This is a genomic window from Rhizobium sp. CG5, from assembly GCF_023701945.1.
Taxonomy (GTDB): domain Bacteria; phylum Pseudomonadota; class Alphaproteobacteria; order Rhizobiales; family Rhizobiaceae; genus Allorhizobium.
Genome location: NZ_JABAEF010000023.1, coordinates 39,771 through 65,182 on the forward strand (window position 1 = coordinate 39,771; position 25,412 = coordinate 65,182).

The following is a 25,412-nucleotide window of genomic DNA, read 5'->3' on the forward strand; positions in this document are numbered from 1 at the left end:
GTTCCATGGACGGTCTCACCCGGTTTCTGACGACATTCTTCGATCCGGCGATGATGCAGGCCCATGCGCCGGCCGTGCTCGCGGGGGTCTGGGTCACCCTGAAGATCGGCCTGGCGGTGATCATCGCCGGTATCGCACTCGGCCTGCTGCTTGCCTGCCTGCGCACCTACGGGCGAAAGCTGGTCAATTTTCCGATCATCTGCTTTGCCGATATCTTTCGCGCCCTGCCGCCGCTGGTGCTGATCCTCATCCTCTATTTCGGCCTGCCGTCGGCGGGCGTGCTCCTGTCCGGGCCGATGGTGCTGTTCCTGGTCTTGAGCCTGACGCTGGCCGCCTTTGCCGAAGAGATCTTCTGGGCCGGCTTTTCCGCCATCGAGAAGGGCCAGTGGGAGGCCGGCATCGCCACCGGCCTTGGCTTCACCGGCACGCTCATCCATGTCGCCCTGCCCCAGGCCGTGCGTCTGGCCACCCCGCCGCTGGTCAACCGGGTTCTTGCCATCACCAAGATGACCGCACTCGGCTCGGTGATCGGCGTCGAGGAGGTGCTGTCGGCGGCCACCACCGCGCAGAGCTTCTCCGGCAGCGCCACGCCATTGTCGCTGGCGGCGATCGCCTATCTCATCATCTTCCTGCCTGTCGTCTTCCTGGCCCGCACCCTGGAATCCCGGCAGCGCTGGGGACGGCACTGAGAGGAGAGACACGATGCAGACCCTTCTCGACCAGTTCTTCAATATCTCCATCATGATCAAGACCATGCCGCTGATGCTGAAGGGTCTGGTGATGACCCTGAAACTCTGCGCCGCAGTGATCCTGCTCGGTCTTGTCGGCGGGCTCCTGGTGGCGCTCGGCAATCTCAGCCCGCGGCGTTGGCTGCGTCTGCCCTCGATCGTCTTCACCGACATTTTTCGCGCTTTGCCGCCGCTGGTTCTGCTGATCTTCATCTATTCCGGCCTGCCCTTTGCCGGCGTCGAGATCTCGCCCTTCACGGCGGTGGTGCTGGCCTTCTTCCTCAACAATTCCTCCTATTATGCCGAGGTCTACCGGGCCGGCATCCTCTCGGTGCCGAAGGGCCAGTTCGAGGCGGCGCGCTCCACCGGATTGTCGAAGGCGCAGGCGCTCATCCATGTCGTGCTGCCGCAGGCGGTGCGCAATGTGCTGCCGGACCTGCTGTCGAACACGATCGAAGTGGTCAAGCTCACTTCGCTGGCCTCCGCCGTCTCCTTTGCCGAACTGCTCTACAGCGCCAATATGGCGCGCTCCGTCACCTACAATGCCTCGCCGCTCGTGCTGGCGGCGCTGATCTATCTCGTCCTGCTCTGGCCTCTGGTGCGGCTTGTCAGCCGCTTCCAGCGACGGCTCGCGGCCTGACGCTCCACAAGACTTGAAAGGACATGACCATGACCCGAATGATGATCGCAGGCGCCCAGCTCGGTGCCATCCAGAAAGCCGACAACCGCGACAAGGTCGTGGCCCGCATGATCGATCTTTTGAACGAAGCGGCCGCCAAGGGCGCCGACATGGTGGTCTACCCGGAACTGGCGCTGACCACCTTCTTTCCGCGCTGGTACATGCCGGACCAGGCCGAGGTCGACACCTGGTTTGAAACGGAAATGCCCAACCATGCCACCATGCCGCTGTTCGAGCGGGCCCGCGATCTGAACGTCGCCGTCACCTTTGGATACGCCGAGCTGACGCCGGAGGGCCTGCACTACAACACCTCGATCATGACCAACCGCCGCGGCGAGATCATCGGCAAATATCGCAAGATTCATTTGCCAGGCCATGTCGAATACGATACGACGCGCGCCTTCCAGCACATGGAAAAACGCTATTTCCTGCCCGGCGATCTCGGCTTCAACGTCTGGCGCAACGAGGGCGTGGTGATGGGCATGGCGATCTGCAACGACCGGCGCTGGCCGGAGACCTTCCGCTGCCTGGGCCTGCAGGGTGTCGAACTGGTGACGATCGGCTACAACACGCCGTCGGTGAACAGCCAGATGAGCGTGGAAGGGCTGCCGCAGCGGCTGTTCCATTCGGAACTGTCGCTGCAGGCCGGCGCCTACCAGAACGCCACCTTCGTGGCCGGCATCGCCAAGGCCGGTCTTGAGGACGGACATCCGCTGATGGGCGGCTCGGTGATCGTCGATCCGGATGGCTTTGTTCTGGCGCGCGCCGAGACCGAAGAGGACGAGTTGATCCTGGCCGATTGCGACTTTTCCAAATGCGCCTTCGGCAAAACGACGATTTTCGACTTTGAGCGCCATCGCCGCATCGAGCATTATGGCCGCATCACCAGCCAGACCGGCGTGATTCTGGAAGTGTAGGGAGTATCTCCGTGACCGCTTACGATACCGTCATCCACGGGGGCCGGGTGGTCACCGCATCAGAGGTCTTCTTTGCCGATATCGGCATCCGCGACGGCCGGATTGCCGCACTCGCCGAGACGATCGAGGGCGGCGAGCGCCGCATCGACGCCACCGGCCGGTTGGTCATGCCCGGCGGCATCGAGGGCCATTGCCATATCGCCCAGGAAAGCTCGTCGGGCGTGATGACCGCCGACGACTATTATTCCGGATCGGTTTCGGCAGCCTTCGGCGGCAATTCCTCCTTCATTCCCTTTGCTGCCCAGCATCGCGGCCAGTCGATCGCCGAGGTGATTTCCACCTATGACGGCCGCGCCGCGCCCCATTCTGTCCTCGACTATTCCTATCACCTGATCATATCAGACCCGACGGCCGCCGTGCTGGCCGAACTGCCTGGCGTTTTTGCCCGCGGCATCACCTCGTTCAAGGTGTTCATGACCTATGACCTGATGAATATCGGCGATGGCGGCATGCTCGATATCCTGACGGTCGCCAAGGCCCATGGGGCGCTGACCATGGTCCATGCCGAGAACAACGATATGGTCAAATGGATGAACCGGCGGCTTGCCGCAGCCGGCCTGACCGCGCCAAAATACCATGCCATCAGCCGCCCGGAACTGGCCGAGGAAGAGGCGATCAACCGCGCCGTGTCGCTCGCCAAGCTGGTCGACGCCGCTCTGTTCATCGTCCATGTCTCGACCGCCGGTGGTGCGGAGATCGTGCGGCGGGAAAAGCTGGCCGGTGCCAAACTCTTTGCCGAGACCTGCCCGCAATATCTGGCGCTGACCCGCGCCGATCTCGACCGCCCCGGCATGGACGGCGCCAAATATATCTGCTCGCCGCCGCTGCGCGATACCAAGACCCAGGATGCCCTGTGGCGCCATATCCAGACCGGAACCTTCGAGAGCGTCTCGTCCGACCATGCGCCCTATCGGGCCGATGCCAGCGGCAAGTTCCTGAACGGCTCCGAGGTGCCCTATCCGAAGATCGCCAATGGCATGCCCGGCATTGCCATGCGGCTGCCCTATCTGTTCTCCGAGGGCGTGGTGAAGGGCCGCATCACTCTGCCGCAATTCGTGCAGCTATCGTCTGCCAATGCCGCAAGGACCTTTGGGCTGGACAAGAAAGGCGCCATCGCACCCGGATACGACGCCGATATTGCCATCTGGAATCCGGCCGAGACCCGCATCGCCACGCAGGCAGCCCAGCATGACAACATGGACTACACGCCTTTCGAGGGCATCGAGATCACCGGCTGGCCGGACCTGGTGATGAACCGCGGGACCATCGTGGTCGAGAAGGGCGAGCTGAAGGCCGAGCGCGGCCGCGGCCGGTTCGTCGCCCGCAAGCCGGTGGATCTCACCGGCATTCCCGGTCATCGCGCCGGCGAGCTGGACCCTGCCCGCAATTTCGGCGCGGAGATCGCCCCATGAGCGGACCGATCGTCGTCATCAATCCGAACAGCTCAGAAAGCGTCACCGAAGGTCTGCGCGAGGCGCTGGCCGGTTTTCAGTTTCCCAGCGGCCCGCTCATCGAATGCCTGACGATCGTCGAAGGCCCGCCCGGCGTCGTGACGCAGCGTGATGTCGACGAGGCGGCGCTGAACACCGCCAAGATCATCGAGGCACGCCCCGATGCCGGCGCCTTCGTGCTGGCCTGCTACTCGCAGCCGGGCCTTGATCTGGCCCGCTCGCTCACGTCAGTGCCGGTCTACGGCATCCAAGATGCCGGCGTTTTGGCCGCATTGGCGCGGGCCGATCTGTTCGGCGTCATTGCGGTGGCGGAGGCCTCCATTCCCCGCCACCTGCGCAACCTGCGGCGGCTCGGCGTCGACAACCGGCTGGCCGGGGAAGTGGCCCTGCAGGGCAATATCAACGTCGCCGACAGCGGTCATGGCGAGGAGAGTTTTGCCGCACTGCTGGAGGCTGGCGTTAAGCTCCGCGCGCTTGGCGCCGGGGCCGTGGTGCTGGGCTGCGCCGGCATGTCCGGCCATCGCGCCAGGCTCGAGGCAGAGCTCGGCGTTGCCGTCATCGATCCGACCCAGGCGGCGGTCGCCATGGCCTTCGGTCATCTCGTCACCGGCACCCCATGACCGAGCCCGCCACGCCACCGGATATCTCGCTGCGCCTGCTGGAAATCTTCGGCGCGATGATGCGGTGCGAGACGACGGTGGAGGCGGCCGAACAGCTCGGCATTTCGCAACCCGCCGTGTCGAACGGCATCCGCCAGCTGGAGAGCCAGCTCGGCGTCACGCTGTTCGAGCGCCTGCATCGCCGCCTGCAGCCGACGGAAGAAGCGCTGCTGCTCTACGAGGAAGTGCGCCCGGTCTTCGGCCTGCTGCGCGGCTTTTCGGCCCGCGCCCGCGACATGCGGCAGGGCTTGTCGGGACGGTTGCGGATCATCACCACGCCGCCGCTTGGCCATACCGTGGCGCCGGCGGCGCTGCGGACTTTCCTGAAGGACCGGCCCGACGTCTCGGTCTCCTACGATGTGCGGCGGCTGGAGCATGTGCTGGAGGCGGTGCAAAGCGGTGCGGCGGATCTCGGTCTGGCTTTGGGGCTCGACCGTCACCCGGCGGTCAACATCGAAGTCCTGGCCCGCACCCATATGGTGGCCCTGGTGCCGCTGGACGGATTGCTGGCGGAAAAGAGCATCGTCTCGGCCAGCGACCTCTCCCCCGGCAGCTTCATCGGCCTTGAGGCGGAATCGCGCATGGGGCAGATCCTGCGCCATGCCTTCGAGCGAGACGGCGCCCATTACGATCCGCGCGTCGAAGTGCGCTACTGCTCGACCGCAGCGGTGCTGGCGGATACAGGCATCGGCGCTGCCGTCATCGATCCCTACAGCGCAGCCTTCCAGCGCAAGACCCATATGGTGTCGCGGCCCTTTCAGCCGCCGAGCGAAGTCTGTGCCGTAATGCTGACCCGCAAGGGCGTACCGCGCTCACGACTTCTGCATGCCTTCATCTCCGAGCTGAAACAGGCCATCGCCGATTTCGACGTCAAGGCCGCATAGGCAGACTGTGTATGTCCGACATTGTCTCTAGCGCCTGCTGGTGGCGAACTGGCATAGGTGATCTGCAACACGCCCCACAATCGGGTACAATTCCCCCTCAGTGAATAGCGGCGTTCAGGATTGCTGTCGCAGTCGCGTCCTCGCGGGAAAATTCCGCTGCAATCGTGCCTCCTTTGGCAACCAGAATGCGATCGGAGAGATCGAGTATCTCCGGCAGGTATGAGGAAATCAGGATGACGCCGGCGCCGCTCTCGGCAAAATCGCGGATGATCTTGCGGATTTCCGCAATCGCGCCAACATCGACGCCGCGCGTCGGCTCGTCGAAGATGACCAGCCGCGGCTTCTGGGCAAGCGACTTGGCGATGACGACCTTTTGCTGGTTGCCGCCGGACAGATGCAGCACCGACTGGTTCTCGCCGATGCTGCGGATCGAAAGCCGCTCAGACCAGGTTCGGGCCAGATCGCGCAGCCTGTCGAAGGGAACGACAAATTTGCCACGACCAAACTTGGCAAGCCAGCCAAGCTCGATGTTCTGGCGGATGCTCATCGTCTCAAAAAAGCCGTCCAGCTTGCGATCCTCGCTCACATAGGCGATGCCGTCGGCGACGGCGTGCGCCGGCAGCGAATACCGGACCTCACGACCGTCCAGCCAGATCCTCCCGCCACCGAAATTGCGCTTGGTATGGCCCATGACGACCTTGGCCATCTCACTGCGGCCTGAGCCGATCAGGCCGGCTATGCCGGTAATCTCACCCGGGAAGACCGAGAAGGACATGTTATTGACCATGCTCCCCATGCGCAGGTTCTCGACGCGCAGGACAGGCAGAGCGGAGCCCGGGCGTTGCCTTGACGGTGACGACCGGTCGGTTGGATCGAGCAGATCTTCTCCGACCATGTGGCGAATGAGGAGCGGCCGGTCGAAATCGGTGGCAGGCCCTGAAGCGACCAGACGTCCGTTGCGCAGAACCGAGATGCGATCGGCATGGGTCAGCGCCTCCTCCAGGGCGTGGGAAATGAAGATCATCGCCACGCCGCGCTTCTTCAGCGAGACCATCAACTCGAACAGATGGTCGGTTTCCTCAGGCGTCAAAGCGGCCGTCGGCTCGTCCAGAATAATCACGCGCGCATCATTGAGCACGGCGCGGGCAATTTCGACCATCTGGCGCTTGGCCGCCGACAGCGAGCCCGCCAATTGGCTGGGATCGACGTTGAAGTTCAGTCGTTGCAGCACCTGCCGTGCCGCATTGCGAACCTTGCGGACGGAATTGAAGGTGCGCTCGCGGCCAAGAACGATGTTCTGCGCGACCGTCAATTGCGGCACGAGGCTGGTTTCCTGATAGACCATCGAAATGCCGCGACGGCTGGCATCCTTGGGTGCCGAGAAATTCACAGCCTCGCCATCGACCCACAGCTGCCCATCCGACGGCGTGACAACGCCGGCAATCAGCTTGCACAGGGTTGATTTTCCGGCGCCGTTTTCGCCGGCCAGGGCGTGGATCTCGCCCGGATACAATTCAAAGCTGACGCCATCCAGAGCGGCAATGCCGCCATACCGTTTGGTTGCATTTTCCAGACGGATTATAGGCTTTGGCTGAAGATCTGTCATGTCAGGGGGCCCAGGTTGAGGATTTCACCGCTCGCCTGGCTGACGGCGATCACGTCGCCGTTCCAGATGACGGCATCGCTGATGGCGTGCCGGCGACCATTGGCCCGGGATTGCAGCGAGCCTGTCGGCATAAGGGTCTCATCGAGCGTGATCAGCAGTCCGTAGGAAAAGGACGGCGCCCAGGGCTTGATCTCGCCGAACAGGCGCGTTGCGCCGAGTTCGATGGGGAAGTCGTGGCTGAATTCCGGACTGGCACGCGGGGAGATCCAGTGCCGTGGGTCGATCGTTGCCTTCATCTCGTCGACGAAGCCATGCTCCGTGCGCAGGAATTCGATCAGCGGATCGCGCCTCGAGAGACAGGCGAGCAGATAGCCCTGCGGCGTCTTGCGCAGACGCCCGAGATAGGCCGGGAAGCCGCCCCGAAGCACCCGGCCGGATGTATCGATGGCACGGGTGGTATCAAGCTCGGTGACGATCAAGCCCCCGCTTTCATCCCGGCAAATGCCCATGGGGCAGCTGAGGTTTCGGGAGATGACCCGGGTCGCGCCATCCCTGGTTTGTGCGGTGACTGACCCCGTCCGTGCCGCATCCCAGGGCGCCATGGCCAGCGCCTCGTTGGCGCAGGTATAGCCATTCCGGACGACCGCAATTTCATCTTCGGAAAGAAACAGGCAATCGCAGGCGCAACCAGCGTCGGCTGTCGCTGGAGCCGCCCATAGCAGCGACTGGCCCTGACGGTTGTGGATCCGGACTTCGCCGTTTTCCAGACCGACGGCGACAAGGCCGCCCGGGCTGACGGCAAGGGCCGTGACGGGGTGGTCCAGTACGATCCACGGGCTTGGCATGTCGCCCCAGCGATCGGCCGACCAGACCGATGATCCCGAAGAGATCAGCAGCGCCCCATCGGCCGAAACCGCCAGCGCATCGGGCCGGGTGATGGCAATGGCCTCAGCCTCATCGAGACGGCTGTTGGGGCCAAGGATGCCTTCGAGCGTCATGGCCGGGGGCTCCGCGGCGCGCGATTTGAACAAGAAGCTCATGATTTGCCCCAATAGCTGTCAGGCCCGTTCCAGCCCGGATTGGCGTGGTCAAGCACCAGCCGGCCGATCTTGTTGTTGGTCACGCCGCCCAGATAAAGAGCGCCCTCATGCTCGCGCATCGAGGTGATCATGTAGAGCGGCCCGCTTGCATCATCCCAGAGGGCGTCGATGATCCGCCCGCCGGCATCGATCTTCAGCACGCCGCCAATGTTGAGATTGCCGAACAACCAGTTGGTCGGGGGCACACGCTTGGTCATGCGGCGCCGCAGCCCCGGATGCTTCATGGCAAGGTCGATCACCGGGTTGCGCATGCCCGCCAGCGCGATCCAGTAGCCGCCGTCCGATGAACGATTGATGTTGTCGGGATACCCCGGAAGTCCGTCGAGGAAGATCCGGGGTCCGGCCTTCAGATCGGCGAGGTCGAAAGCAAGGATCGCGCAATCCCATGTGCTGGCGACAAGGAGATGACGGCCGTCATGGGTCAGGCAGACGCCATTGGGGAAGACGAGATTGTCGCAGACGGTCCGGGTCTTGCGGGTCGCCGGGTCGAAGCTCAGCAATCGCCCATTGGGCCGCCCCTCCAAGAGGTCGAGGCCCCAGTTCTCGATGTCGTAGCGTTTGGTGGCATCGGTGAAGTAGATGACACCGTCGGGCGCGATGTCGAGATCGTCGGCCATGCGGATGACGGTATCGTCCTGGACGCTGAACAGCGAGCGTTCCGTCTGGTCGGTCAGCAGTTCGACGGTGCCGTCCATGGCAACGCGGACAAGACCCATGCCGGCGACGCAGGCGACGATCCTGCCGTCGCGGTCAAACGCCAGGCCAAGCGGTCGCCCGCCAATCTTGGCAAGCGGCTCGACGCGAGCGCCGTCACCCGCCGCAAGCCGCATGATATAGCCGTCGCGCGTGCCACAATAAAGATTGCCGTCACGGTCGAGGATGACGTCTTCCGGACCGTCCACTTCGCCGGCGGCTAAGAGCGTTGCATGGCCGAGCTTTGGCGCTGTCTCATGGGGCATCAAGCCGGCCATGCCCTTGACGGATGCAACGCTCAGCCTGACCGGATCGAGATAGGCCGAGGCGAGCAGGCGATGACGGTTCTTGCGGAAACGCACATCGATTGCAAGGATCGCAACCAGGATGGCGCCCATGCAGAACTGCACAAAATCGCCGCGCAGGCCCGCATTGATCAGGGCATTGTTGAGGATATAGACGGTCAGAAAGCCGACCAGCACCGACACCACGGCGCCTCGTCCCGGCACGAAACCGCCCAGTCCGACAACGAGCGCCGTCAGCGCGAAGAATTCCATGCCGATACCGGTGTCGGAGCCGATGCTGTTCTGCCGGGCGGCGAAAAGGAAACCGGCCATTCCGACAATCAGGCCGGCCAGAACATAGGCGAGAAAGATCGTCAGTTTGACATGGATGCCGCCATGGCGGGCGGCCTTGCGATTGCCGCCGACCGCCAGCACATGCCAGCCGAAACGCAACTGGCGAAACATCACGAAGATAGCAATGGCGACGGCAAGCAGCACCCAGAAGCCGACCGGCATGGTCAGCAGTTTCTCGAAGCCGATGAAGTCCCAGGTATCGTCGATGCGGGCGCTTGTCGAAATCTCCACCAGGCTTGACTGCGAGGCAAGCGTGTAGAGACCGCGCACGGTGATCATCGTGCCGAGCGTGGTTAAGAGTGCGCCGCAGCCGACGATGCCGGCCAGCAACCCGTTGACGGCACCGATAAGCGCGCCGCAGACAAGGCTGAGGCCGAGAACGGCCGGCACGGGCAGCCCCAGGATGTGGAAGCCGTACAACGCCGCAAAGGCCGACATGGCGAAGTTCGAGCCGACCGAAAGATCGATCCCGCCGACAGCGACGACAACCAGCAGCGCCAGTACGATCAGGCCGCCGTCCGCAGCATACTGGGCGAGATTGCGCAGGTTTGATGCGACGAAGTAGTCCTCGGTCGTCAGCACGACACCCACGAGCACGCACAGAAATGCGGAAAAGGGGATCGCGCTCTCGACCCATCCCTTCGACAAGATGTCCGAGATGATCCGCCGGGACGAGAGCACGACAAGCGGCACCTGTCGCTTCGGCAAACGGGAGAGATCGATCGTTGCGGTCATTGCCGGGTCCGTCACTATGAAGCATGCAGGATGGGCCGACCCCATGCGGGGCCGGCCAGTTGCTCAGATGCCGTTACATCTTCCAGCACAGGTCGGACGAATAGCTCTCGCCGGCCTTGATGATCTTCATCGGCGACTCGATGGAGAGCATGGCGCCATCAGGGCCGGTCGCGCCCTGCAGCAGCAGGTCGATGAGTGTGCCGGCATCGCGGCCCTGGCCATCGGCGTCGTAGCTCCAGATGCGATCGAGAACCTTGTCTTCGACCGCCTTGCAGGCCACCGAATCGCCACCGCCGGTCGCATAGACAAGCACTTTGTCCTCCAGGCCGGCATCCTTGACGGCATTGCCGGCACCCATCGTGTGCACGTCCCAGTGGCCGAAGATGGCGCAGAGATCGGCATGTTGCTGCAGCACCGTTGCGGTGATCTGGCGGGCCTTTTCCGGCTCCCAGTCGGAGGCCTGGTTGGAGACGACCGAGATTTCCGGATGCTGCTCGAACACCTTGAAGGCGGCCTCGTTCATGATGACGCTGTCGGCCGCGGTCAACTGTCCGGGGATGATCGCCACCTTGCCGGACTTGCCGCTGCCCGTACCGCATTCCTTGACGATGTCTTCTGCGACTTCGCGGCCGATCCGCTCCCAATTGGCCCCGACGAAGGCAGACGACGGCTGATTGGACTGTAGGTTGATCTGCAGCACCTTGATGCCATCTGCTTCTGCCTGCTTGATTTGACGCGACAGCAGCTGCACGGTTGGATTGTGCACGACGAGCAGGTCCGGCTTTTCGCTGATGGCTTTGGCCAGTAGCTCCGACATAGCGCCGGTATTGAAGGCGGCGTCCCGCACGTCAATGGAGTATCCATAGATCGCCGCATGCTCCCTCATGCGGCGAACCCAGCCTTCGGTGAGGGAAACGCCCATCGAAATCGGCACGAAAATTACTTTCTTGCCCGCGATGCTGGTTTCGGCCCGCGCAGCCCCCCCGGCTGCGAGTGCCGCGCATGCACCGATCAGCGCTGCCGACAGGCTCACGCGAAGTCGTCTTCCCAATCTGTTCAACATAGTCTCCTCCTTGGTTGAATGGCATTCTTCAGAGATCGCCAACGGTGTCCGTCTCGGTATCGCGGGGGTTGAGAAAACGGTCGGCCACGATGGCCGTGATCAGGACAAGGCCCTTCAGCACATCTTGTGTCTGGGTCGAGAAATCGAGCAAGGTCATGCCGTTACGCAGCACCGCGATGAGAGCAACCCCGATCAGGATACTGCCCACTCCACCGCGCCCTCCCCGCAGCGGAATACCGCCGAGAACCACGACGAGGATGACCTCGAACAGCAGGCTGCCATTGGTGACAGTGCGGAAATCGACGGTACCGCTGACCGAGGCGACCACCAGACCCGCTATCAGCGCGGTCAGCGCGGCGAAGACATAGATCATCAGCGTGGTGGTGCGGACCGGCAGACCGGTCAGGCGGGCGGCCTGAAAATTGTCACCCATGGCGTAGACGGTCCGTCCAGGAATGGAATAGCGCAGCAGCAGCCAGGTGATGGCCAGCGTCATGGCCATCAGCATGACCGGCACCGTGAAGCCTGGAAACAGGCTGGAGGATAGAAACGTGACGGCAGGGTTGCTCTTGGGCAGCAACAGCAGGTATTCGCCGCGAAGGATGGCGAAACGGAAAAGCCCTGTTATCAGCATGGCAGATGCCAGCGTTGCCAGCATGGGCGGGATTTCTGCGTAGGCGGTCAGCCAACCGTTCACGAGCCCGACCGCGACCATGGCAAGCACGGTCAGCGCAAATGCGCTCGGCCCGTTCAGTCCGGCATTGATCAGAATGCTGAAGGTGGCAGCGCCTGCCACCATCTGGGCGATCAAGGAGAGATCAAGGCCGCGCGAGATGATGACGACGGCCATCCCGCAGCTGAGGATCACCAGCGACGCGGAGTTCGAGACCACCACGCGCAGATTGCCAAGCGTCGCAAAACCGTCAATTGTCGCAGAGAAGACGATAACCAGCAGAACTGTTGCCGCCAAGACGACGGCTCCCAGCACATTTGCCTTGTCCTTGCGCCGTGCCAAAACCATCGAGAGATCAACCATGATCGCTCGCCTCTCCAGCGCGCGTGGTGGGCTCGGACTCGCGCCTTTCCGGGATTTTGGCATTTGCCCGGACAGCCCCGCCAGCCTGTGCGATTGCCAGGACACGCAGGCCATCCCTATCTACGATACGCCGTTCGTCGCCCTTCATCAGCATCTCCCCCAACGCGGTCTCCCCACCGCGTCCACCTCCAAACAGCTGGGCAGCCATTCGGAGACATACTCTTACCGTACCGTGTGCTTCCGACATCCGGTGACGACCCGCCGCCATTGCGGCATGCAGCCGTCCCATCGACTCTGCCTTTCCGGCAACAAGTCGGTCAACGGACGCTACATGTCGCATACATTTCACTAACGCACAAGAGAGTGAATATTGACTTAGGCATCAAGCTGGCTCATTTATGGCGCCAGTGGCCGCAGCGTGGGAATGCGGCCGGGAAGGAATTCATGCATCGCCTTATGCTCCATATCCGTCCGTGGCGATCGGTCTTTCGCCGCGCATGTCCAGGTCACGTGCAGTCCGCGGACTTCACGCCCGGAGGGTGGCAATGATCGACGGCAGCATGCAACCTTTTTCGCTGACGCTCGACAAATTCCTCGTTCACGGCGCAAAATGGCACGACAGGGCGGAAGTGGTGACGGCGCAGCCGAATGGAGGGGTACAGCGTGTCACCTACAAGGACCTGCTGGAGCGTGCCCGCCGCCTGTCGGCATTGTTGCAGAACCGCTCCATAAGGGCGGGCGACCGGGTCGCGACACTGGCATGGAATACCGCGGCCCATGTCGAGGCATGGTATGGCATCGTCGGCATCGGGGCGGTTTGCCACACGCTCAACCCGCGGCTTGCACCTGCCGACATCGCCGCCATGCTCAGGCAGTCTCAGGCGCCCATCCTGATCGTCAGTGCGGACTTGGCCAACCTCGCTCAGACCGTGGCGGAAGCTGCCCCTGATGTGACCTCTATCCTGATCATCGATGGCGAAGCAGCGGTCGGCAGCGGCGGAAGCGGCATCCGGCCGGAAACCCTGGAACGGCAGCTTGGCCAAAACGACGGTGCTTTGGTGGAGTGGGGCCAGTTTGACGAAACAGCGCCCAGCGGCCTCTGCTTCACCTCCGGTACAACGGGAGCGCCCAAGGGCGTCACCTACACACACCGGTCCAGCTATCTTCATACCTTGCGGCTGCTGCAGGCGGATGTCTTCGCCATCAGTGCCAGGGATACCATCCTGGCATGTGTGCCGATGTTCCATGCCAATGCCTGGGGACTGCCGTTTGCAGCGCCGGCTGTCGGCGCAAGGCTTGTGCTTCCCGGTCGGCGGGCCGACGGCGAAAGCCTTGCCAAGCTGATCAATCAGGAAAAAGTGACGCTTGCTGTCGGCGTGCCGACCGTCTGGCTCGGCCTGGTCGAGTATCTGGAGACCCATGGCGGGGAGGTCCCGTCCTTGCAGCGCATCCTGGTCGGCGGCACGGCCCTTCCGCCGGCACTGATGGAGCGGATCGAAGCCCGCCTTGGTGTCCGGATCCAGACCAGTTGGGGCATGACAGAGCTGTCGCCGTCCGGAACGGTCGCCGATCCGCTTGCCGATCCGCGCGATGCCGCCCTGTCCGGCAAGCCGGCGATCGGCCTGGATCTTTTGCTGACCGACGCCGAGGGACAACCTTTGCCCGATCAGCGCAATGTCGAGGGTCATCTGCGCGTGCGCGGCGCCGCCGTGGTCGAACGCTATTTCGGCCAGGACACGGTGGCAACGGATGCCGATGGCTGGTTTGTCACCGGAGACCTCGCCCGCATCAATGCAGACGGACAACTGATCATCACCGGTCGCTCCAAGGATCTCATCAAGTCCGGCGGCGAGTGGATCAATCCGGCCGAAATCGAGGCCATTGTCGGCGCCTTGCCGCAGGTGTCGCTCGCCGCCGTCATCGGCTGCATCGATCTGAAATGGGGGGAGCGCCCCCTGCTGCTGGTCGAGATGCGCCGCGACGAAGAGGCCTCAGACGCCGAACTGCTTTCTTCGCTGAAGGGACGGGTCGCGTCCTGGTGGATCCCGGACCGGGTGATCCGGCTGAATTCCATGCCGCGGGCGCCGACGGGCAAGATCGACAAGATGCAGTTGCGACATCAGTACGGCAACGCCTCGGGGTGGCCACAAGGAGCAGGATCATGAGAGAAGCCGTCATCGTCAGCACAGCCCGCACGGGTATCGGCAAAGCCTATCGCGGTGCATTGAATGCCACCAAATCGCCCAGCCTGACCGGCCACGTCCTTGCCAGGGCCATCGACCGGGCGGGAATCGAAGCGGGTGAGATCGAGGATTTCGTTCTCGGCACGGTGCTGTCGGCCGGCACCGCCGGGATGAACCTGGCGCGCAACGGCCTATTCGCTGCGGGCTGCCCGGCCTCTGTTTCTGGCCAGACCATGGATCGCCAGTGCGCCTCCGGACTGATGGCGATTGCCACCGCCGCCAAGCAGATCATCGTTGATGGCATGGATGTCGTCGCGGCCGGCGGACAGGAAAACATCTCTGCCGTGCAGGATACCTACTTCGCCTGGGGACTGAAGGAGGCCGACCCGGCAGTCGTCGCCCGTGTTCCCCATGCCTATATGCCGATGCTGCAAACGGCTGAATTCGTCGCGCACAAATACGGCATCAGCCGCGAGGCGCAGGATGCCTATGCGCTGCAGTCCCAGCAACGCACCGCAGCAGCCCAGGCTGCCGGGCGGTTCGATGCCGAGATCGTGCCGTTCGCCACCACCATGCGGATCAAGGACAAGATCACCGGAGACATCGTCGAACAGGCCGTGACACTCGACCGCGATGAAGGCAACCGGCCGGAGACGACGGCCGAGGGGCTGGCTGGGCTCAAGCCTGTCGTCGAGGGTGGCGTGATCACCGCGGGCAATGCCAGCCAGTTGTCCGACGGCGCATCGGTCTCCATCCTGATGGATGCAAAACTGGCGGAGCAACGCGGGCTCGAACCGCTCGGCATCTATCTTGGCATGGCGGTCGCCGGCTGCGCACCGGAGGAAATGGGCATTGGCCCGATCCACGCCATTCCGAAGCTGCTCAAGCAGCACGGACTGCAGATCCGTGACATCGGGTTGTGGGAGTTGAACGAAGCCTTTGCCGTGCAAGCACTTTATTGCAGGGACTTCCTTGAGATCGACCCGGACATCTACAACGTCAATGGCGGCGGCATCTCGATCGGTCACCCCTACGGCATGACCGGTGCACGGCTCGTCGGCCATGCGCTGATCGAGGGCCGGAGACGCGGTGTGCGCTACGTGGTGGTCACCATGTGCGTCGGCGGCGGCATGGGGGCGGCCGGATTGTTCGAGATCAATCCCTGACGGACGCGAGACCTGCGCGGCGGACAGTGTGCGGTGGAGATTGACGCGCACTGTCCGTCGCGCCATTAATCGATGCGGACAAATGTCGCTCACCGTCACGCCTCCCGCATGGCTAAACGGCCCTGACCACGTCATGCGAGGCGACGTCCAGCAGGGCCGGGCTCAGCGCTTTGTTCGACCATCCGTGCCGATCCGGCAGTGCTAGCAGAGAGGTCCTTAATTGCCCGTTGAACGCAAAACCCCGCCGAAGAGGTCTGTGAGGGCCGAACGGCGCGCTGACATGATCGAGCAGATCCTCGACACTGCAGAAAGCCTGTTTTCCAGGCATGGGCTTCACGGTGTGACGCTAAAGGATGTCGCCAAGAGCATCGGTGTCCACCATACGCTGATCAACTACTATTTCGACGACAAGAAGCAGCTGTTCGACGCCGTCTTCGCTCGCCGTGCCTCGGTGACCAGCGAACGACGCATGATGATGCTCGACGCATACGATGCGGCCACGAAAGGAAATCCGACCGTCGAGGGTGCTCTGCGTGCCTTCCTCGATACAGACCTGGATCTCTATATCGAGGGCGGCGAGAACTGGAAGAACTATGCGGCGCTGGGCGCCCAGGTCGCCAACACCCCGGAATGGGGGGCGGAGATGATGGACAAGCACTTCGACCCCGTGGTGCTTCGGCTGATCGGCATCCTCAGGAAAGCGCTGCCGAACTGTGCGGAGGAAGACATCTTCTGGGGCTATCACTTCGTGACCGGCGCTTTGATGCTGACCCTCGCGCGCACGGGGCGCATCGACAAGCTTTCGGGGGGCTTGTGCCGCTCGGACGATCTTGTTGCGGTGAAATTGCGCATGGCGACCTTCATGGCGGCAGGATTCAATGCGATCTGCCAGCAGCCCCCGGACGCCGGGGCAGCCCCTTCGCCAAAGGCGTAATGTCGTTGAATGGTGATCGCAGCGCAGCAAAGCCATAAACATCGCTTGCAAGAATATCACTAATTCACTAGTGAGTGAATGTAATCCATTGACCAGAGCGGGAGGAATGGCATGAAGCTCAAGGGCCGCACGGCGATCGTCACCGGCGCAGGGGGAGGGCTTGGCCGTTGCCACGCGCTGCAGCTGGCAGACCTGGGTGCCAGCGTCGTCATCAACGACCTCAGCGAGGCTGCAGCCCAGGCGGTAGCGGACGAGGTTGTCGCCAAGGGGGGCGATGCGATCGCCTTCACCGCATCCGTGACTGACGAGACCCGGGTGGCGGACATGGTCCAGGCCGCGATGGGCCGCTGGGGTCGCATCGACATCCTCGTCAACAACGCCGGAATTCTGCGCGACAAGAGTTTTGCCAAGATGGACATGGCGGATTTCCGTTTGGTGATCGAAGTCCACCTCATGGGGGCTGTGGTCTGCTCCAAGGCGGTCTGGGACATCATGCGCGAACAGCAATATGGCCGTATCGTCATGACCACGTCGTCTTCAGGCCTTTATGGCAATTTCGGTCAGTCGAACTACGGCGCCGCGAAGATGGCCCTGGTCGGTCTGATGCAGACCCTGGCCATCGAGGGCGAAAAACACAATATCCGCGTCAATTCGCTGGCCCCGACCGCCGCGACATCGATGACCGAGGGCCTGCTTTCGGCCGAGGCGCTCGCTCTGCTCGGACCCGAGCGGGTCAGCCTTGGACTTTTGGCACTGGTTGGCGACGATGCGCCGACACGGGCGATCCTGTGCGCCGGCGCCGGCCATTTTGCCGCAGCCAACATTACGCTGACGACAGGCGTGCAGATCGCAGGCGGCCCGCAGGCCGCAGATGATGTCGCCGCATCCTGGAGCAGGATCAGCGATCGCAAGGGAGAGATCGTTCCGGCCTATGGCTTCATACAGGCCGAACGCGAGCTTGAGAACGCGGGGCGCTCGATACCGATCCTTGCACGCGGTTAAAATCGGCCGCCCCGCAAAAGCGCCACGTGACACCGTGACCGAACCAACCCGGCGGCATCTCCCGGTTACACCGACTCCCGCTCGACGAGGGCACATTCGACCTTCAACTGGTCGTGGCTGCTCTTCAGGCCGCCGGCGATGTCGTAGATCATCTCCACCGCCATGGCGCCCATTTCGAACAGCGGCAGGTGCAGGGTCGTGAGCGGCGGGCGGATGAACTGCCCCTCTGCTTGGGGCGGACACGGTAGCGTTGCTGGGATGAGAATGGCGGGGGGGGCATCACGGTATCGATACCTCACCCCCCTCATTTCTGTCTAAAGCTGCACCCCGCGCGTCAACGCGCCGTCGACGACAAGATTGGTGCCATAGATGAAACTTGCCGCCGGACTGGCCAGAAACGCGACGGCATTGGCGATCTCCTGCGGCGTTGCCATTCGCCCTGTTGGGTTCAATGCCAGTGACGCGGCAAACAACTCCGGATTGTTCTTCTCGATAGTCTCCCACACACCGCCGGCGAAATAGGTATTGCCGGGAGACACCGTGTTGGCACGGATGCCCTTGGGCGCCAGCGAGTAGGCCAGCCCTTGCGTGTAATGGGTCAGCGCGGCCTTGAACGCGCCATAGGGACCGGCCGCGAAATCGATCTCTCGGCCTGAGACGGAGGCGATCGTAACAATCGACGGTGCCTTGCTTTTTTCCAGATAGGGCATCGCCGCATTGACCAGCCTGACGGTCCCCATCATGTCGACATCGAAGCCCTGCCTCCAGCTCTCCTCGTCATTGCCGATCGACAGTGCGCTGACATTGGCAACGACGATATCGATGCCGCCGAAGAGACCGGCTGCCTGCTCCACCCAGGACGAGATGGCACGGCCGTCCGCGACATCGACGCATCCACCCAGGGTGGCAACTCCTTGTTCAGAAAGACGCGCCGCCACCGTCTTCACCTCGTCGGAATTGCGGCTGCAGATCGCCACATCCGCCCCTTCCGACGCCAGCGTTTCGGCAATCTTCAGCCCGATCCCGCGCGTTCCACCCGTCACCACGGCCCGCAGGCCTTTCAAACCCAGATCCATCTGCTTCCCCTTTCTTGGGCTGTCTCGCAGCGCCTATACGCGCATAGGATCCGACCCTCTTTCGCAGTGCGTCAAGACGGATTCGGCACCGCAAAAAAAGTTGAAATCGGCCGCTTGACATCGCAGCTGCAAACGGTCAGCTTAATTACGCGGCGCCAAGCAAAGATGCTTAAATTTGCGCCAAAACTGGGAAATCTGTTTCATTGCATGGCAACGGCGCCGCCTCCAGCGAAAGCTGGCTGGTCTAACCTTGTGGCTGCCGGAACATGATCAGAGAATACCCCGTCGGACTGCTGTTTTCCACTACAGGCTCGTACGCCACCGTTTGCAGATCGATGCTGAACGGCGCGAGGCTTGCCGTCGAACAGATCAACCAGGACCCGGATTTTGGCGTCAGGCTGACGCCGATCGAACGCAATCCCGGCTGCGATCTGGCGGCCTATGCCCCTTCGGTCGAAGAGTTGATCGGCAACGGGGTCAGGAACATTGTCGGCTGCTACACATCGTCGAGCCGCAAGGAAGTCATTCCCGTCTTCGAAAAGCGCGACGCGCTTCTCTGGTACCCGACCCATTACGAAGGCTTCGAGAGTTCGGCCAACGTCATCTACACCGGTGCCGCACCGAACCACCACATGCTGCCGCTCGTCGAGTATTTCACCCGCCACATCGGGCGACGGGTGTTCTGCGTCGGGTCCAACTATATCTGGGCCTGGGAAAGCAACCGCGTTCTGCGCGAGGAACTGGCGTTGCGGCGCGGCACCGTGGTCGGCGAGCGCTATCTCGCCGTCGGCGAGACGGATTTCGACAGCATCATCCAGTCGATCTTCACGGCGGATCCCGACATCGTCTTCAACTCGCTGATCGGCGAATCGGCCTACGCCTTCTTCCGCGCATTCCGCGCCGCCTGCAAGAAGCGCGGCATCGACCAGGCCCGGCGTTACCCGGTGGCAAGCTGCAACCTGTCTGAACCGGAGCTGGAGAGCATCGGTCCGGATGCGGTGGCCGGCCATCTCAGTTCCAGCGTCTACTTTGCCTCGATCGATACGCGCGAAAATCATCGCTTTGTCGCCAGGTACAACGCCGCCTTTGCGCAAGAGAAAGTCCCGTCCGCCGAGGCGGAAGCCGCCTACACGGCCGTCATCCTGCTGGCACAGTCGCTTCGCGAGGCGGGCAGCGATGCCCTTCAGAACGTCAAGTCCTGCGCCGCGCGCCAACGCTTCACGGCACCCCAGGGAGACGTCGCGATCGACCCCGGCACATTCCATGCATACCTGACGCCGCGCATCGGGCGCTCGAGGCAGGATGGCCAGTTCGATATCGTCTATGATGCAGGGTGCCCCGTCGCTCCCGATCCCTACCTGATCAACTCCACATCCACGCTTGAGGCTGCGTCACGCCGCCCTACCCTGAGGATCGTGTCATGAGCTCCAACCGCTATGTACAGAATTTTCGCCAACGCCGAGCGCTTCTTCTGAGCAACGATCCGCGGGCAACGGAGACCCTGTCGACAATGGTGACGCGGCTCGGCATGGCATTCGAGCCGCTTTCACCGGCCCATGGCGAGTTCCGCGCCATGCTGAAAGCTGCTGATGCACAACACGACGTGCTGTTTGTCGATGGTGATCTCAATCTCTTTCCGGAAATGGGCCAGGGCACGGAAAGCGATCTGCCGCAGATCCCGGTTATCGGTCTGGTCGGCATCGAGGCCCCCAGTCGCTTGCGGACCCTGATGCAGTTCGGCGCGACCGCCTTCCTGTCCAAGCCCGTCCACAGCGGCTCGATCTTTTCGGCGCTCTACCTGGCCATCAACACGTTCGAGCAGAAGGTGGATCTGCGCCTGTCGATCCAGGAACTCGAAAGGCGCCGACGGTATCGCCGACACGTCATCAAGGCGGTGACGATGGTGATGAAAACCCATTCCCTCGACGATGAGGGAGCGTTCGCCGTGCTCCGGAAGGAAAGCATGCGCGCACGTCTCAGCCTGGAAGCCTATTGTGAAGGCGTCGTCCAACGAAGCACGGCGCAAACCATTGACGACAAGGAACCTGACAAGAAGCAGGCCGTCGCCGACTAGCCACCCCACCTCCATGGAGAACAGAATGATGAAGACGCTTAACGGCGCCATGACGGCGCTTGGCCTGATTTTGCTTTGCTCCAGTGCGGCCAACGCCCAGGAGCCGATAAAACTCGGCGTACTCGAAGACCAGTCCGGCGACTTTGCTGCAGCCACGATCGGCAAGGTCCACGGCATCGAACTGGCAGCCGAAGAGATCAACGCAGCGGGCGGCATTGCCGGCCGGCCTCTTGAGCTGGTGGTCTACGACACCCAGTCCGACAACACCCGCTATCAGGAATTCATGCGCCGCGTGCTTCAGCGCGACAAGGTGGATGCGGTCTTTGCCGGCTTCTCATCCGCCTCCCGCGAGGCCTACCGGCCAATCGTCAACCAATTCGATGCGCTTGCCTTCTACAACAACCAGTATGAAGGCGGTGTCTGCGACGCCAACATGATCGTCACCGGCGCGGTCCCGGAACAGCAGTTCTCGACCCTCCTGCCCTACATGATGGAGACCTACGGCAAGAAGGTCTATACCATCGCCGCGGACTACAATTTCGGCCAGATCTCGGCCGAATGGGTGCGCAACATCGTCAAGGAAAACGGCGGGGAAATGGTCGGCGAAGAGTTCGTCCCGCTCGGCGTCTCGCAGTTCTCGCAGACCATCCAGAACATCCAGGCCGCCAAGCCGGACTTCATCGTGACGCTTCTGGTCGGCACCGCCCAGGCCTCCTATTACGAGCAGGCGGCAGCGGCGAACGTGAACCTGCCGATGGGATCGTCCGTCAATGTCGGCCAGGGCTACGAGCACAAGCGCTTCAAGCCGCCGAGCCTCGCCAACATGTATGCCACCGTCAACTGGATCGAGGAAGTCGATAACCCAGCATCGAAGGCCTTCGTCGAGAAGTGGCACAAGAAGTTCCCGAACGAGCCCTATATCAACCAGGAAGCGGAAAACTCCTATCTCGCCGTCCAGCTCTACAAGCAGATGGTCGAACGGGCCGGGGGATCGACCAAGAAGGACGACCTGCGCAAGGTCATCGCCCAGGGGGACGTCTGCTACGACGCGCCGGAAGGCAAGGTCTGCCTTGATCCGAAGAGCCAGCACATGTCGCACACGATCTACCTGGCCAAGGTCAATGACGACCATTCGATCAGCTTCCCCAAGGTCTGGAACGACATCAAGCCCTACTGGCTGGGTGAGGCAGGCTGCGATCTGACGAAGAACGATCCAAGCGCACAGTATACCCCGTCCAGCCCGCCGCCGGCTGCAAACTGACGCCGATGCGGCCGGGCTCGGTCCGGCCGCATCTCAAAACGTTTCGCAGCCCCATGCAGACGCAAGGAACGCCCTCGCCATGACCGTTCTCTTTTCTCTTTTCAGCTTCGTCTATCAGACAGGCGACGCCTTTGCCTTCCTGGTTCTCTCGGCCTGCGGGCTAGCGATCATCTTCGGCATGATGGGCGTGATCAATCTGGCCCATGGCGAATTCATCATGTGCGGTGCCTATGTCTGCTCTGCGACGGCGCGGGCCGGCCTGCCGCTGCCGCTCGCCATTGTCTGCGGCGCGCTGGCTGCCGGCATGGCCGGAATGGTGATCGAGCGGATCATCATTCGCCCCCTTTACGACCGCCCACTGGACACGATCGTTGCCACCTGGGGCGTTTCGATGATCGTCACCCAGGGCACCCTGATCCTCCTCGGGTCCACCATGCAAGGGACCGGCACGCCGTTCGGCAGCTTTGCCGTCGGCCCCTATTCCTATTCGATCTACCGCGTCGTGCTGATGGCGGCAGCGCTCGCAACACTCGGCCTTCTGTGGCTCGGCTTTACCAAGACCCGCTTCGGCGTTTTGGCAAGGGCCACGATCCAGGTCCCGCACATCGCCCAGGCGCTCGGCGTCAATACCGGCCTCGTCTACAGCCTCACCTTCGGCCTTGGCGCCGCATTGGCCGGCCTTGCAGGGGGGCTTTACGCCCCGACCATGACCCTCGTTCCGACGATGGGCGCAGCCTTCGTCGTCGAGGCATTCGTCACGGTTGTCGTCGGGGGCGCCGACATCTTCTTAGGGACCGCGCCCGCCGCCCTGATCCTCGGAGCGGTGAAGGCCGCGCTGACCTCCTGGCAGGGCCAACTCGCCGGCCAGATCGGCCTCCTCGTCGCCGTCATCATCGTCATCCGCATCCTGCCGCGCGGTATTTCCGGCTGGATCCTTCGTGAGAGAGCCTGACACCCATGCAAAAAGCCAATCCCTTGTCGAATGCGCTAAGGCTGCTGCAGGGACCGCAGACCTTCGGCCGCGGCAAATCCTTCTGGGCCGCCTTCACGGTGGTCGTGGCCCTCGCCTGCGCCTATCCCCTGTTTGCCGACGGCTATGATGTCGGCAACAACGTCTATTTCTTCAACTGGGCATTCATGGCTCTCGGCCTCAGCCTGATCTGGGGCTATGGCGGAACCCTGAGTTTTGGCCAGACGGCTTTCTTCGGCGTCGCCGGTTACACTTACGGGATCATCTCGATCAATTTCGGCGATGCCTACGGGCTGACACTCTTCGCCCTGATCGCATCCGTCGCGACAGCTGCGCTGCTGGCAGCGGTTCTCGGCTACTTTCTGTTCTTCGGCCGCATCAGCGGCGTATTCCTCGGCATCGTCACGCTATCGGTTACGCTGGTCCTGGAGCGTTTCATGGCGCAGACCGCCGGTCCAGAATGGCGGATCGGAACCGCACGGCTGAATGGCTATAACGGCATGGGCGGAATGCCCTCGCTGACCATCCCGTGGTTCGACGGCGATATCGTGCTCTTTCCCGACATCCAGCTCTATTACGTCACGCTGGCACTGCTGATCGTCTGTTACCTCGGCCTGCGCATTCTGGTGAACTCGCGCTTCGGCAATGTTCTGGTCGCCATCCGCGAAAATCCGCAACGGGCCGAAATGCTGGGCTATGACATCCGCGTCTATCAGCTCGTCACCTTCGTCATCGGCTCGGCGCTGGCCGGCCTCTCCGGCGTGCTCTATACGTCCTGGGGCAACTATATCACGCCCGCCTCGATGGGCATGACGGCGGCGGCCCTGCCGATCGTCTGGGTTGCGGTCGGCGGTCGAGGCGACCTCACGACCACCGTGATCGGCACCGTCATCGTGCTGGCCGGGTTCCAGGCCCTCACCATTCACGGCAGCCAATATGCTCTGGTCGTGATGGGCGTGCTGCTGGTGCTGACCGTGCTGATCGCCCCGCGTGGCCTGATCTTCGGCATTTTTGCCCTTGCTTCGGGTCTGTTCAATCGCAAGTCAGCCGGTCGCGGAGAACAGCCATGACGATTCTCGAAACACGCGACCTCAACAAATGGTTCGGTGGCCTGCATGTCACGGGTGGCATCGACTTTGCCCTGGAGCCGGGTGAAATCCACTGCCTGATCGGCCCGAACGGCGCCGGCAAGAGCACCTTCTTCCGCCTGATCCTCGGAGAGCACCTGCCGACCAGCGGCCAGATCCTCTACGAAGGCGCCGATATCACCCGGGCGAAGTCGTTCGAGCGCATCCGCCGCGGCATCAGCGTCAAGTTCCAGGTCCCGGGCATCTTCAAGGCGCTCAGCGTGCGCCAGAACCTGCAGATCGCCCTGCAGCATCATCGCCATCCCTCCGAACTCAATGAGGAGATTGATCGGCTGCTCGAATTCCTCAAGCTGACGGAAGCGCGCAGCCAACTTGCCGGCAACCTGAGCCACGGCCAGAAGCAGTGGCTGGAGATCGGCATGGCGGTCGGCCTGAAGCCTCGCCTCCTGCTGCTCGACGAACCCACGGCGGGGATGACCCCGGACGAGACGGCCGCGACCGGCGAAATGGTCCAGGCCCTCAACCGGGACGGCGTCACGGTGCTCGCCGTTGAACATGACATGGCCTTCGTCCGCCAGATCGCCCACAAGGTCACGGTCCTCCACTTCGGCAAGATCTTTGCGCAGGGCACGATCGACGAGATCGTCGCCGACGAACGGGTGGCGGCCATTTATCTCGGAGACACCGCCCATGCGTAGCGAAGTGCTTCTCAATACCGTCGGCCTGTGGTCGGGCTATGGCGGAAAGCCGGTTCTGCAAGGCATCGACATAGATGTTCGCGAGGGCGAGATCGTCGCGGTCATCGGCCGTAATGGCGTTGGAAAATCGACGCTCATGAAAAGCCTGATCGGTCTTCTTCCCCGCGACAAGGGCTCGGTGGTCTTCCGTGGCTCGGCGATTGACACGATACCGGCCTACAAACGGGCGCGGCTCGGCATCGGCTATGTGCCGCAGGGACGCGATGTCTTCCCGCGGCTGAGCGTCATCGAAAACCTGATGGTCGGTGAACAGATCAGCGGCAAGCGTGCCACGGCAGACGACATCGAGACGGTCTTTACCTATTTCCCGATCCTCAAGGAGCGCCGAAACCAGCCAGCCGGAACGATGTCCGGAGGACAGCAGCAGCAGCTTGCGATCGGCCGCGTGCTGATCGGCAAGCCGTCGCTGATCCTGCTCGACGAGCCGTCCGAAGGCATCCAGCCCAACATCGTCCAGGACATCGCCCGCATCATGGTCGAGCTCAACCGAACGACCGGCGTGACCGTCGTCTTCGTCGAGCAGAATATCGAGATGATCCGCGCGATGGCACAGCGCTGCTACGTCATCGACAAGGGGCGCATTACACACGAGATCATGCCGGAAACGTTGGAGGACCGCGATGCTGTCCGCCGCTATCTGGCCGTCTGATA

General features: G+C 62.7%; 24 protein-coding genes. 17 read left to right on the top strand and 7 right to left on the bottom strand.

All coding sequences use genetic code 11. The features are described from left to right. The first annotated feature begins 5 nt into the window (after positions 1–5). The 6 genes from HGO38_RS26830 to HGO38_RS26855 are packed head-to-tail and all read left to right on the top strand — an operon-like array spanning position 6 to position 5,378. The gene (locus HGO38_RS26830; protein ID WP_250958875.1) at positions 6–689 is read left to right on the top strand and encodes an amino acid ABC transporter permease; all 684 of its coding nucleotides are present in this window, start codon (positions 6–8) and stop codon (positions 687–689) included. A gap of 13 nt (positions 690–702) precedes the next feature. Continuing rightward, positions 703–1,368, top strand: a complete 666-nt coding sequence (locus HGO38_RS26835; RefSeq protein ID WP_250958876.1) for an amino acid ABC transporter permease — start codon at positions 703–705, stop codon at positions 1,366–1,368. A gap of 29 nt (positions 1,369–1,397) precedes the next feature. After that, positions 1,398–2,324 (top strand): N-carbamoyl-D-amino-acid hydrolase, encoded by a 927-nt coding sequence (locus HGO38_RS26840; protein WP_250958877.1) that lies wholly within the window; start codon positions 1,398–1,400, stop codon positions 2,322–2,324. 11 nt (positions 2,325–2,335) lie between these two features. Continuing rightward, entirely contained in the window at positions 2,336–3,796 is a 1,461-nt protein-coding gene (hydA, locus tag HGO38_RS26845; RefSeq protein WP_250958878.1) for a dihydropyrimidinase, read from the top strand. Further along, a complete protein-coding gene (locus HGO38_RS26850; protein ID WP_250958879.1) occupies positions 3,793–4,455 on the top strand; it encodes an aspartate/glutamate racemase family protein in 663 nt (220 codons plus the stop codon). Before hydA ends, HGO38_RS26850 begins: the two co-directional genes overlap by 4 nt. Then, positions 4,452–5,378: a LysR family transcriptional regulator gene (locus HGO38_RS26855; RefSeq protein WP_250958880.1), complete on the top strand. Its 927-nt coding sequence runs from the start codon at positions 4,452–4,454 to the stop codon at positions 5,376–5,378. The genes HGO38_RS26850 and HGO38_RS26855 overlap by 4 nt, the downstream gene beginning before the upstream one ends. A 97-nt stretch (positions 5,379–5,475) precedes the next feature. Here the strand turns inward: HGO38_RS26855 and HGO38_RS26860 are convergent, their stop codons facing one another. From HGO38_RS26860 to HGO38_RS26880, 5 genes are all read right to left on the bottom strand, one after another. Next, a complete protein-coding gene (locus HGO38_RS26860; RefSeq protein ID WP_250958881.1) occupies positions 5,476–6,984 on the bottom strand; it encodes a sugar ABC transporter ATP-binding protein in 1,509 nt (502 codons plus the stop codon). Beyond that, positions 6,981–8,024: a hypothetical protein gene (locus tag HGO38_RS26865; RefSeq protein WP_250958882.1), complete on the bottom strand. Its 1,044-nt coding sequence runs from the start codon at positions 8,022–8,024 to the stop codon at positions 6,981–6,983. The genes HGO38_RS26860 and HGO38_RS26865 overlap by 4 nt, the downstream gene beginning before the upstream one ends. Beyond that, positions 8,021–10,150 carry an ABC transporter permease gene (locus HGO38_RS26870; RefSeq protein ID WP_250958883.1) on the bottom strand — a complete coding sequence of 710 codons (2,130 nt, stop codon included), beginning with the start codon at positions 10,148–10,150 and terminating at the stop codon, positions 8,021–8,023. Before HGO38_RS26870 ends, HGO38_RS26865 begins: the two co-directional genes overlap by 4 nt. A 73-nt stretch (positions 10,151–10,223) precedes the next feature. Beyond that, complete coding sequence (locus tag HGO38_RS26875; RefSeq protein ID WP_250958884.1) at positions 10,224–11,213, bottom strand: sugar ABC transporter substrate-binding protein; 990 nt, start codon at positions 11,211–11,213, stop codon at positions 10,224–10,226. Positions 11,214–11,241: 28 nt separating this feature from the next. After that, a complete protein-coding gene (locus HGO38_RS26880; protein ID WP_250958885.1) occupies positions 11,242–12,249 on the bottom strand; it encodes an ABC transporter permease in 1,008 nt (335 codons plus the stop codon). 545 nt (positions 12,250–12,794) lie between these two features. Between HGO38_RS26880 and HGO38_RS26885 the strand changes: the two genes are divergently transcribed. The 4 genes from HGO38_RS26885 (at position 12,795) to HGO38_RS26900 (ending at position 17,534) form a co-directional block, all read left to right on the top strand. After that, positions 12,795–14,414, top strand: a complete 1,620-nt coding sequence (locus tag HGO38_RS26885; protein WP_250958886.1) for an AMP-binding protein — start codon at positions 12,795–12,797, stop codon at positions 14,412–14,414. Then, entirely contained in the window at positions 14,411–15,598 is a 1,188-nt protein-coding gene (locus HGO38_RS26890) for an acetyl-CoA C-acyltransferase (RefSeq protein ID WP_250958887.1), read from the top strand. Before HGO38_RS26885 ends, HGO38_RS26890 begins: the two co-directional genes overlap by 4 nt. Positions 15,599–15,878: 280 nt before the next feature. Continuing rightward, the gene (locus HGO38_RS26895; RefSeq protein ID WP_250958888.1) at positions 15,879–16,532 is read left to right on the top strand and encodes a TetR/AcrR family transcriptional regulator; all 654 of its coding nucleotides are present in this window, start codon (positions 15,879–15,881) and stop codon (positions 16,530–16,532) included. A 111-nt stretch (positions 16,533–16,643) separates the two neighbouring features. After that, complete coding sequence (locus HGO38_RS26900) at positions 16,644–17,534, top strand: SDR family NAD(P)-dependent oxidoreductase (RefSeq protein ID WP_250958889.1); 891 nt, start codon at positions 16,644–16,646, stop codon at positions 17,532–17,534. 65 nt (positions 17,535–17,599) lie between these two features. Here the strand turns inward: HGO38_RS26900 and HGO38_RS26905 are convergent, their stop codons facing one another. Beyond that, positions 17,600–17,833 (bottom strand): substrate-binding domain-containing protein, encoded by a 234-nt coding sequence (locus HGO38_RS26905; protein WP_250958890.1) that lies wholly within the window; start codon positions 17,831–17,833, stop codon positions 17,600–17,602. Between the two features lie 15 nt (positions 17,834–17,848). Further along, positions 17,849–18,610: an SDR family NAD(P)-dependent oxidoreductase gene (locus HGO38_RS26910; protein WP_250958891.1), complete on the bottom strand. Its 762-nt coding sequence runs from the start codon at positions 18,608–18,610 to the stop codon at positions 17,849–17,851. A gap of 266 nt (positions 18,611–18,876) precedes the next feature. On the opposite strand from HGO38_RS26910, the gene HGO38_RS26915 reads away from it, so the two are divergent. From HGO38_RS26915 to HGO38_RS26945, 7 genes are all read left to right on the top strand, one after another. Then, positions 18,877–20,034 carry a transporter substrate-binding domain-containing protein gene (locus HGO38_RS26915; RefSeq protein ID WP_250958892.1) on the top strand — a complete coding sequence of 386 codons (1,158 nt, stop codon included), beginning with the start codon at positions 18,877–18,879 and terminating at the stop codon, positions 20,032–20,034. After that, positions 20,031–20,684, top strand: coding sequence for an ANTAR domain-containing response regulator (locus tag HGO38_RS26920; RefSeq protein WP_250958893.1), 654 nt, complete (start codon positions 20,031–20,033; stop codon positions 20,682–20,684). Before HGO38_RS26915 ends, HGO38_RS26920 begins: the two co-directional genes overlap by 4 nt. A gap of 49 nt (positions 20,685–20,733) precedes the next feature. Next, a complete protein-coding gene (locus HGO38_RS26925) occupies positions 20,734–21,945 on the top strand; it encodes an urea ABC transporter substrate-binding protein (RefSeq protein ID WP_250958921.1) in 1,212 nt (403 codons plus the stop codon). A 79-nt stretch (positions 21,946–22,024) separates the two neighbouring features. After that, positions 22,025–22,897 carry an ABC transporter permease subunit gene (locus HGO38_RS26930; protein WP_250958894.1) on the top strand — a complete coding sequence of 291 codons (873 nt, stop codon included), beginning with the start codon at positions 22,025–22,027 and terminating at the stop codon, positions 22,895–22,897. 5 nt (positions 22,898–22,902) lie between these two features. After that, positions 22,903–23,985 (top strand): branched-chain amino acid ABC transporter permease, encoded by a 1,083-nt coding sequence (locus HGO38_RS26935; RefSeq protein WP_250958895.1) that lies wholly within the window; start codon positions 22,903–22,905, stop codon positions 23,983–23,985. Continuing rightward, positions 23,982–24,701 carry an ABC transporter ATP-binding protein gene (locus HGO38_RS26940; protein WP_250958896.1) on the top strand — a complete coding sequence of 240 codons (720 nt, stop codon included), beginning with the start codon at positions 23,982–23,984 and terminating at the stop codon, positions 24,699–24,701. The genes HGO38_RS26935 and HGO38_RS26940 overlap by 4 nt, the downstream gene beginning before the upstream one ends. Then, on the top strand, positions 24,694–25,410 hold the full coding sequence (locus HGO38_RS26945) for an ABC transporter ATP-binding protein (protein WP_250958897.1): 717 nt from the start codon (positions 24,694–24,696) through the stop codon (positions 25,408–25,410). The genes HGO38_RS26940 and HGO38_RS26945 overlap by 8 nt, the downstream gene beginning before the upstream one ends. Positions 25,411–25,412: the final 2 nt, after the last annotated feature.

Excerpts from the sequence above, each read along its gene's own strand:
- HGO38_RS26830 (WP_250958875.1), top strand. The coding sequence starts at position 6 with ATGGACGGTCTCACCCGGTTTCTGACGACATTCTTCGATCCGGCGATG.
- HGO38_RS26835 (WP_250958876.1), top strand. The coding sequence starts at position 703 with ATGCAGACCCTTCTCGACCAGTTCTTCAATATCTCCATCATGATCAAG.
- HGO38_RS26840 (WP_250958877.1), top strand. The coding sequence starts at position 1,398 with ATGACCCGAATGATGATCGCAGGCGCCCAGCTCGGTGCCATCCAGAAA.
- HGO38_RS26850 (WP_250958879.1), top strand. The coding sequence starts at position 3,793 with ATGAGCGGACCGATCGTCGTCATCAATCCGAACAGCTCAGAAAGCGTC.
- HGO38_RS26855 (WP_250958880.1), top strand. The coding sequence starts at position 4,452 with ATGACCGAGCCCGCCACGCCACCGGATATCTCGCTGCGCCTGCTGGAA.
- HGO38_RS26860 (WP_250958881.1), bottom strand. The coding sequence starts at position 6,984 with ATGACAGATCTTCAGCCAAAGCCTATAATCCGTCTGGAAAATGCAACC.
- HGO38_RS26865 (WP_250958882.1), bottom strand. The coding sequence starts at position 8,024 with ATGAGCTTCTTGTTCAAATCGCGCGCCGCGGAGCCCCCGGCCATGACG.
- HGO38_RS26870 (WP_250958883.1), bottom strand. The coding sequence starts at position 10,150 with ATGACCGCAACGATCGATCTCTCCCGTTTGCCGAAGCGACAGGTGCCG.
- HGO38_RS26875 (WP_250958884.1), bottom strand. The coding sequence starts at position 11,213 with ATGTTGAACAGATTGGGAAGACGACTTCGCGTGAGCCTGTCGGCAGCG.
- HGO38_RS26880 (WP_250958885.1), bottom strand. The coding sequence starts at position 12,249 with ATGGTTGATCTCTCGATGGTTTTGGCACGGCGCAAGGACAAGGCAAAT.
- HGO38_RS26885 (WP_250958886.1), top strand. The coding sequence starts at position 12,795 with ATGATCGACGGCAGCATGCAACCTTTTTCGCTGACGCTCGACAAATTC.
- HGO38_RS26890 (WP_250958887.1), top strand. The coding sequence starts at position 14,411 with ATGAGAGAAGCCGTCATCGTCAGCACAGCCCGCACGGGTATCGGCAAA.
- HGO38_RS26895 (WP_250958888.1), top strand. The coding sequence starts at position 15,879 with ATGATCGAGCAGATCCTCGACACTGCAGAAAGCCTGTTTTCCAGGCAT.
- HGO38_RS26900 (WP_250958889.1), top strand. The coding sequence starts at position 16,644 with ATGAAGCTCAAGGGCCGCACGGCGATCGTCACCGGCGCAGGGGGAGGG.
- HGO38_RS26910 (WP_250958891.1), bottom strand. The coding sequence starts at position 18,610 with ATGGATCTGGGTTTGAAAGGCCTGCGGGCCGTGGTGACGGGTGGAACG.
- HGO38_RS26915 (WP_250958892.1), top strand. The coding sequence starts at position 18,877 with ATGATCAGAGAATACCCCGTCGGACTGCTGTTTTCCACTACAGGCTCG.
- HGO38_RS26920 (WP_250958893.1), top strand. The coding sequence starts at position 20,031 with ATGAGCTCCAACCGCTATGTACAGAATTTTCGCCAACGCCGAGCGCTT.
- HGO38_RS26925 (WP_250958921.1), top strand. The coding sequence starts at position 20,734 with ATGACGGCGCTTGGCCTGATTTTGCTTTGCTCCAGTGCGGCCAACGCC.
- HGO38_RS26930 (WP_250958894.1), top strand. The coding sequence starts at position 22,025 with ATGACCGTTCTCTTTTCTCTTTTCAGCTTCGTCTATCAGACAGGCGAC.
- HGO38_RS26935 (WP_250958895.1), top strand. The coding sequence starts at position 22,903 with ATGCAAAAAGCCAATCCCTTGTCGAATGCGCTAAGGCTGCTGCAGGGA.
- HGO38_RS26940 (WP_250958896.1), top strand. The coding sequence starts at position 23,982 with ATGACGATTCTCGAAACACGCGACCTCAACAAATGGTTCGGTGGCCTG.
- HGO38_RS26945 (WP_250958897.1), top strand. The coding sequence starts at position 24,694 with ATGCGTAGCGAAGTGCTTCTCAATACCGTCGGCCTGTGGTCGGGCTAT.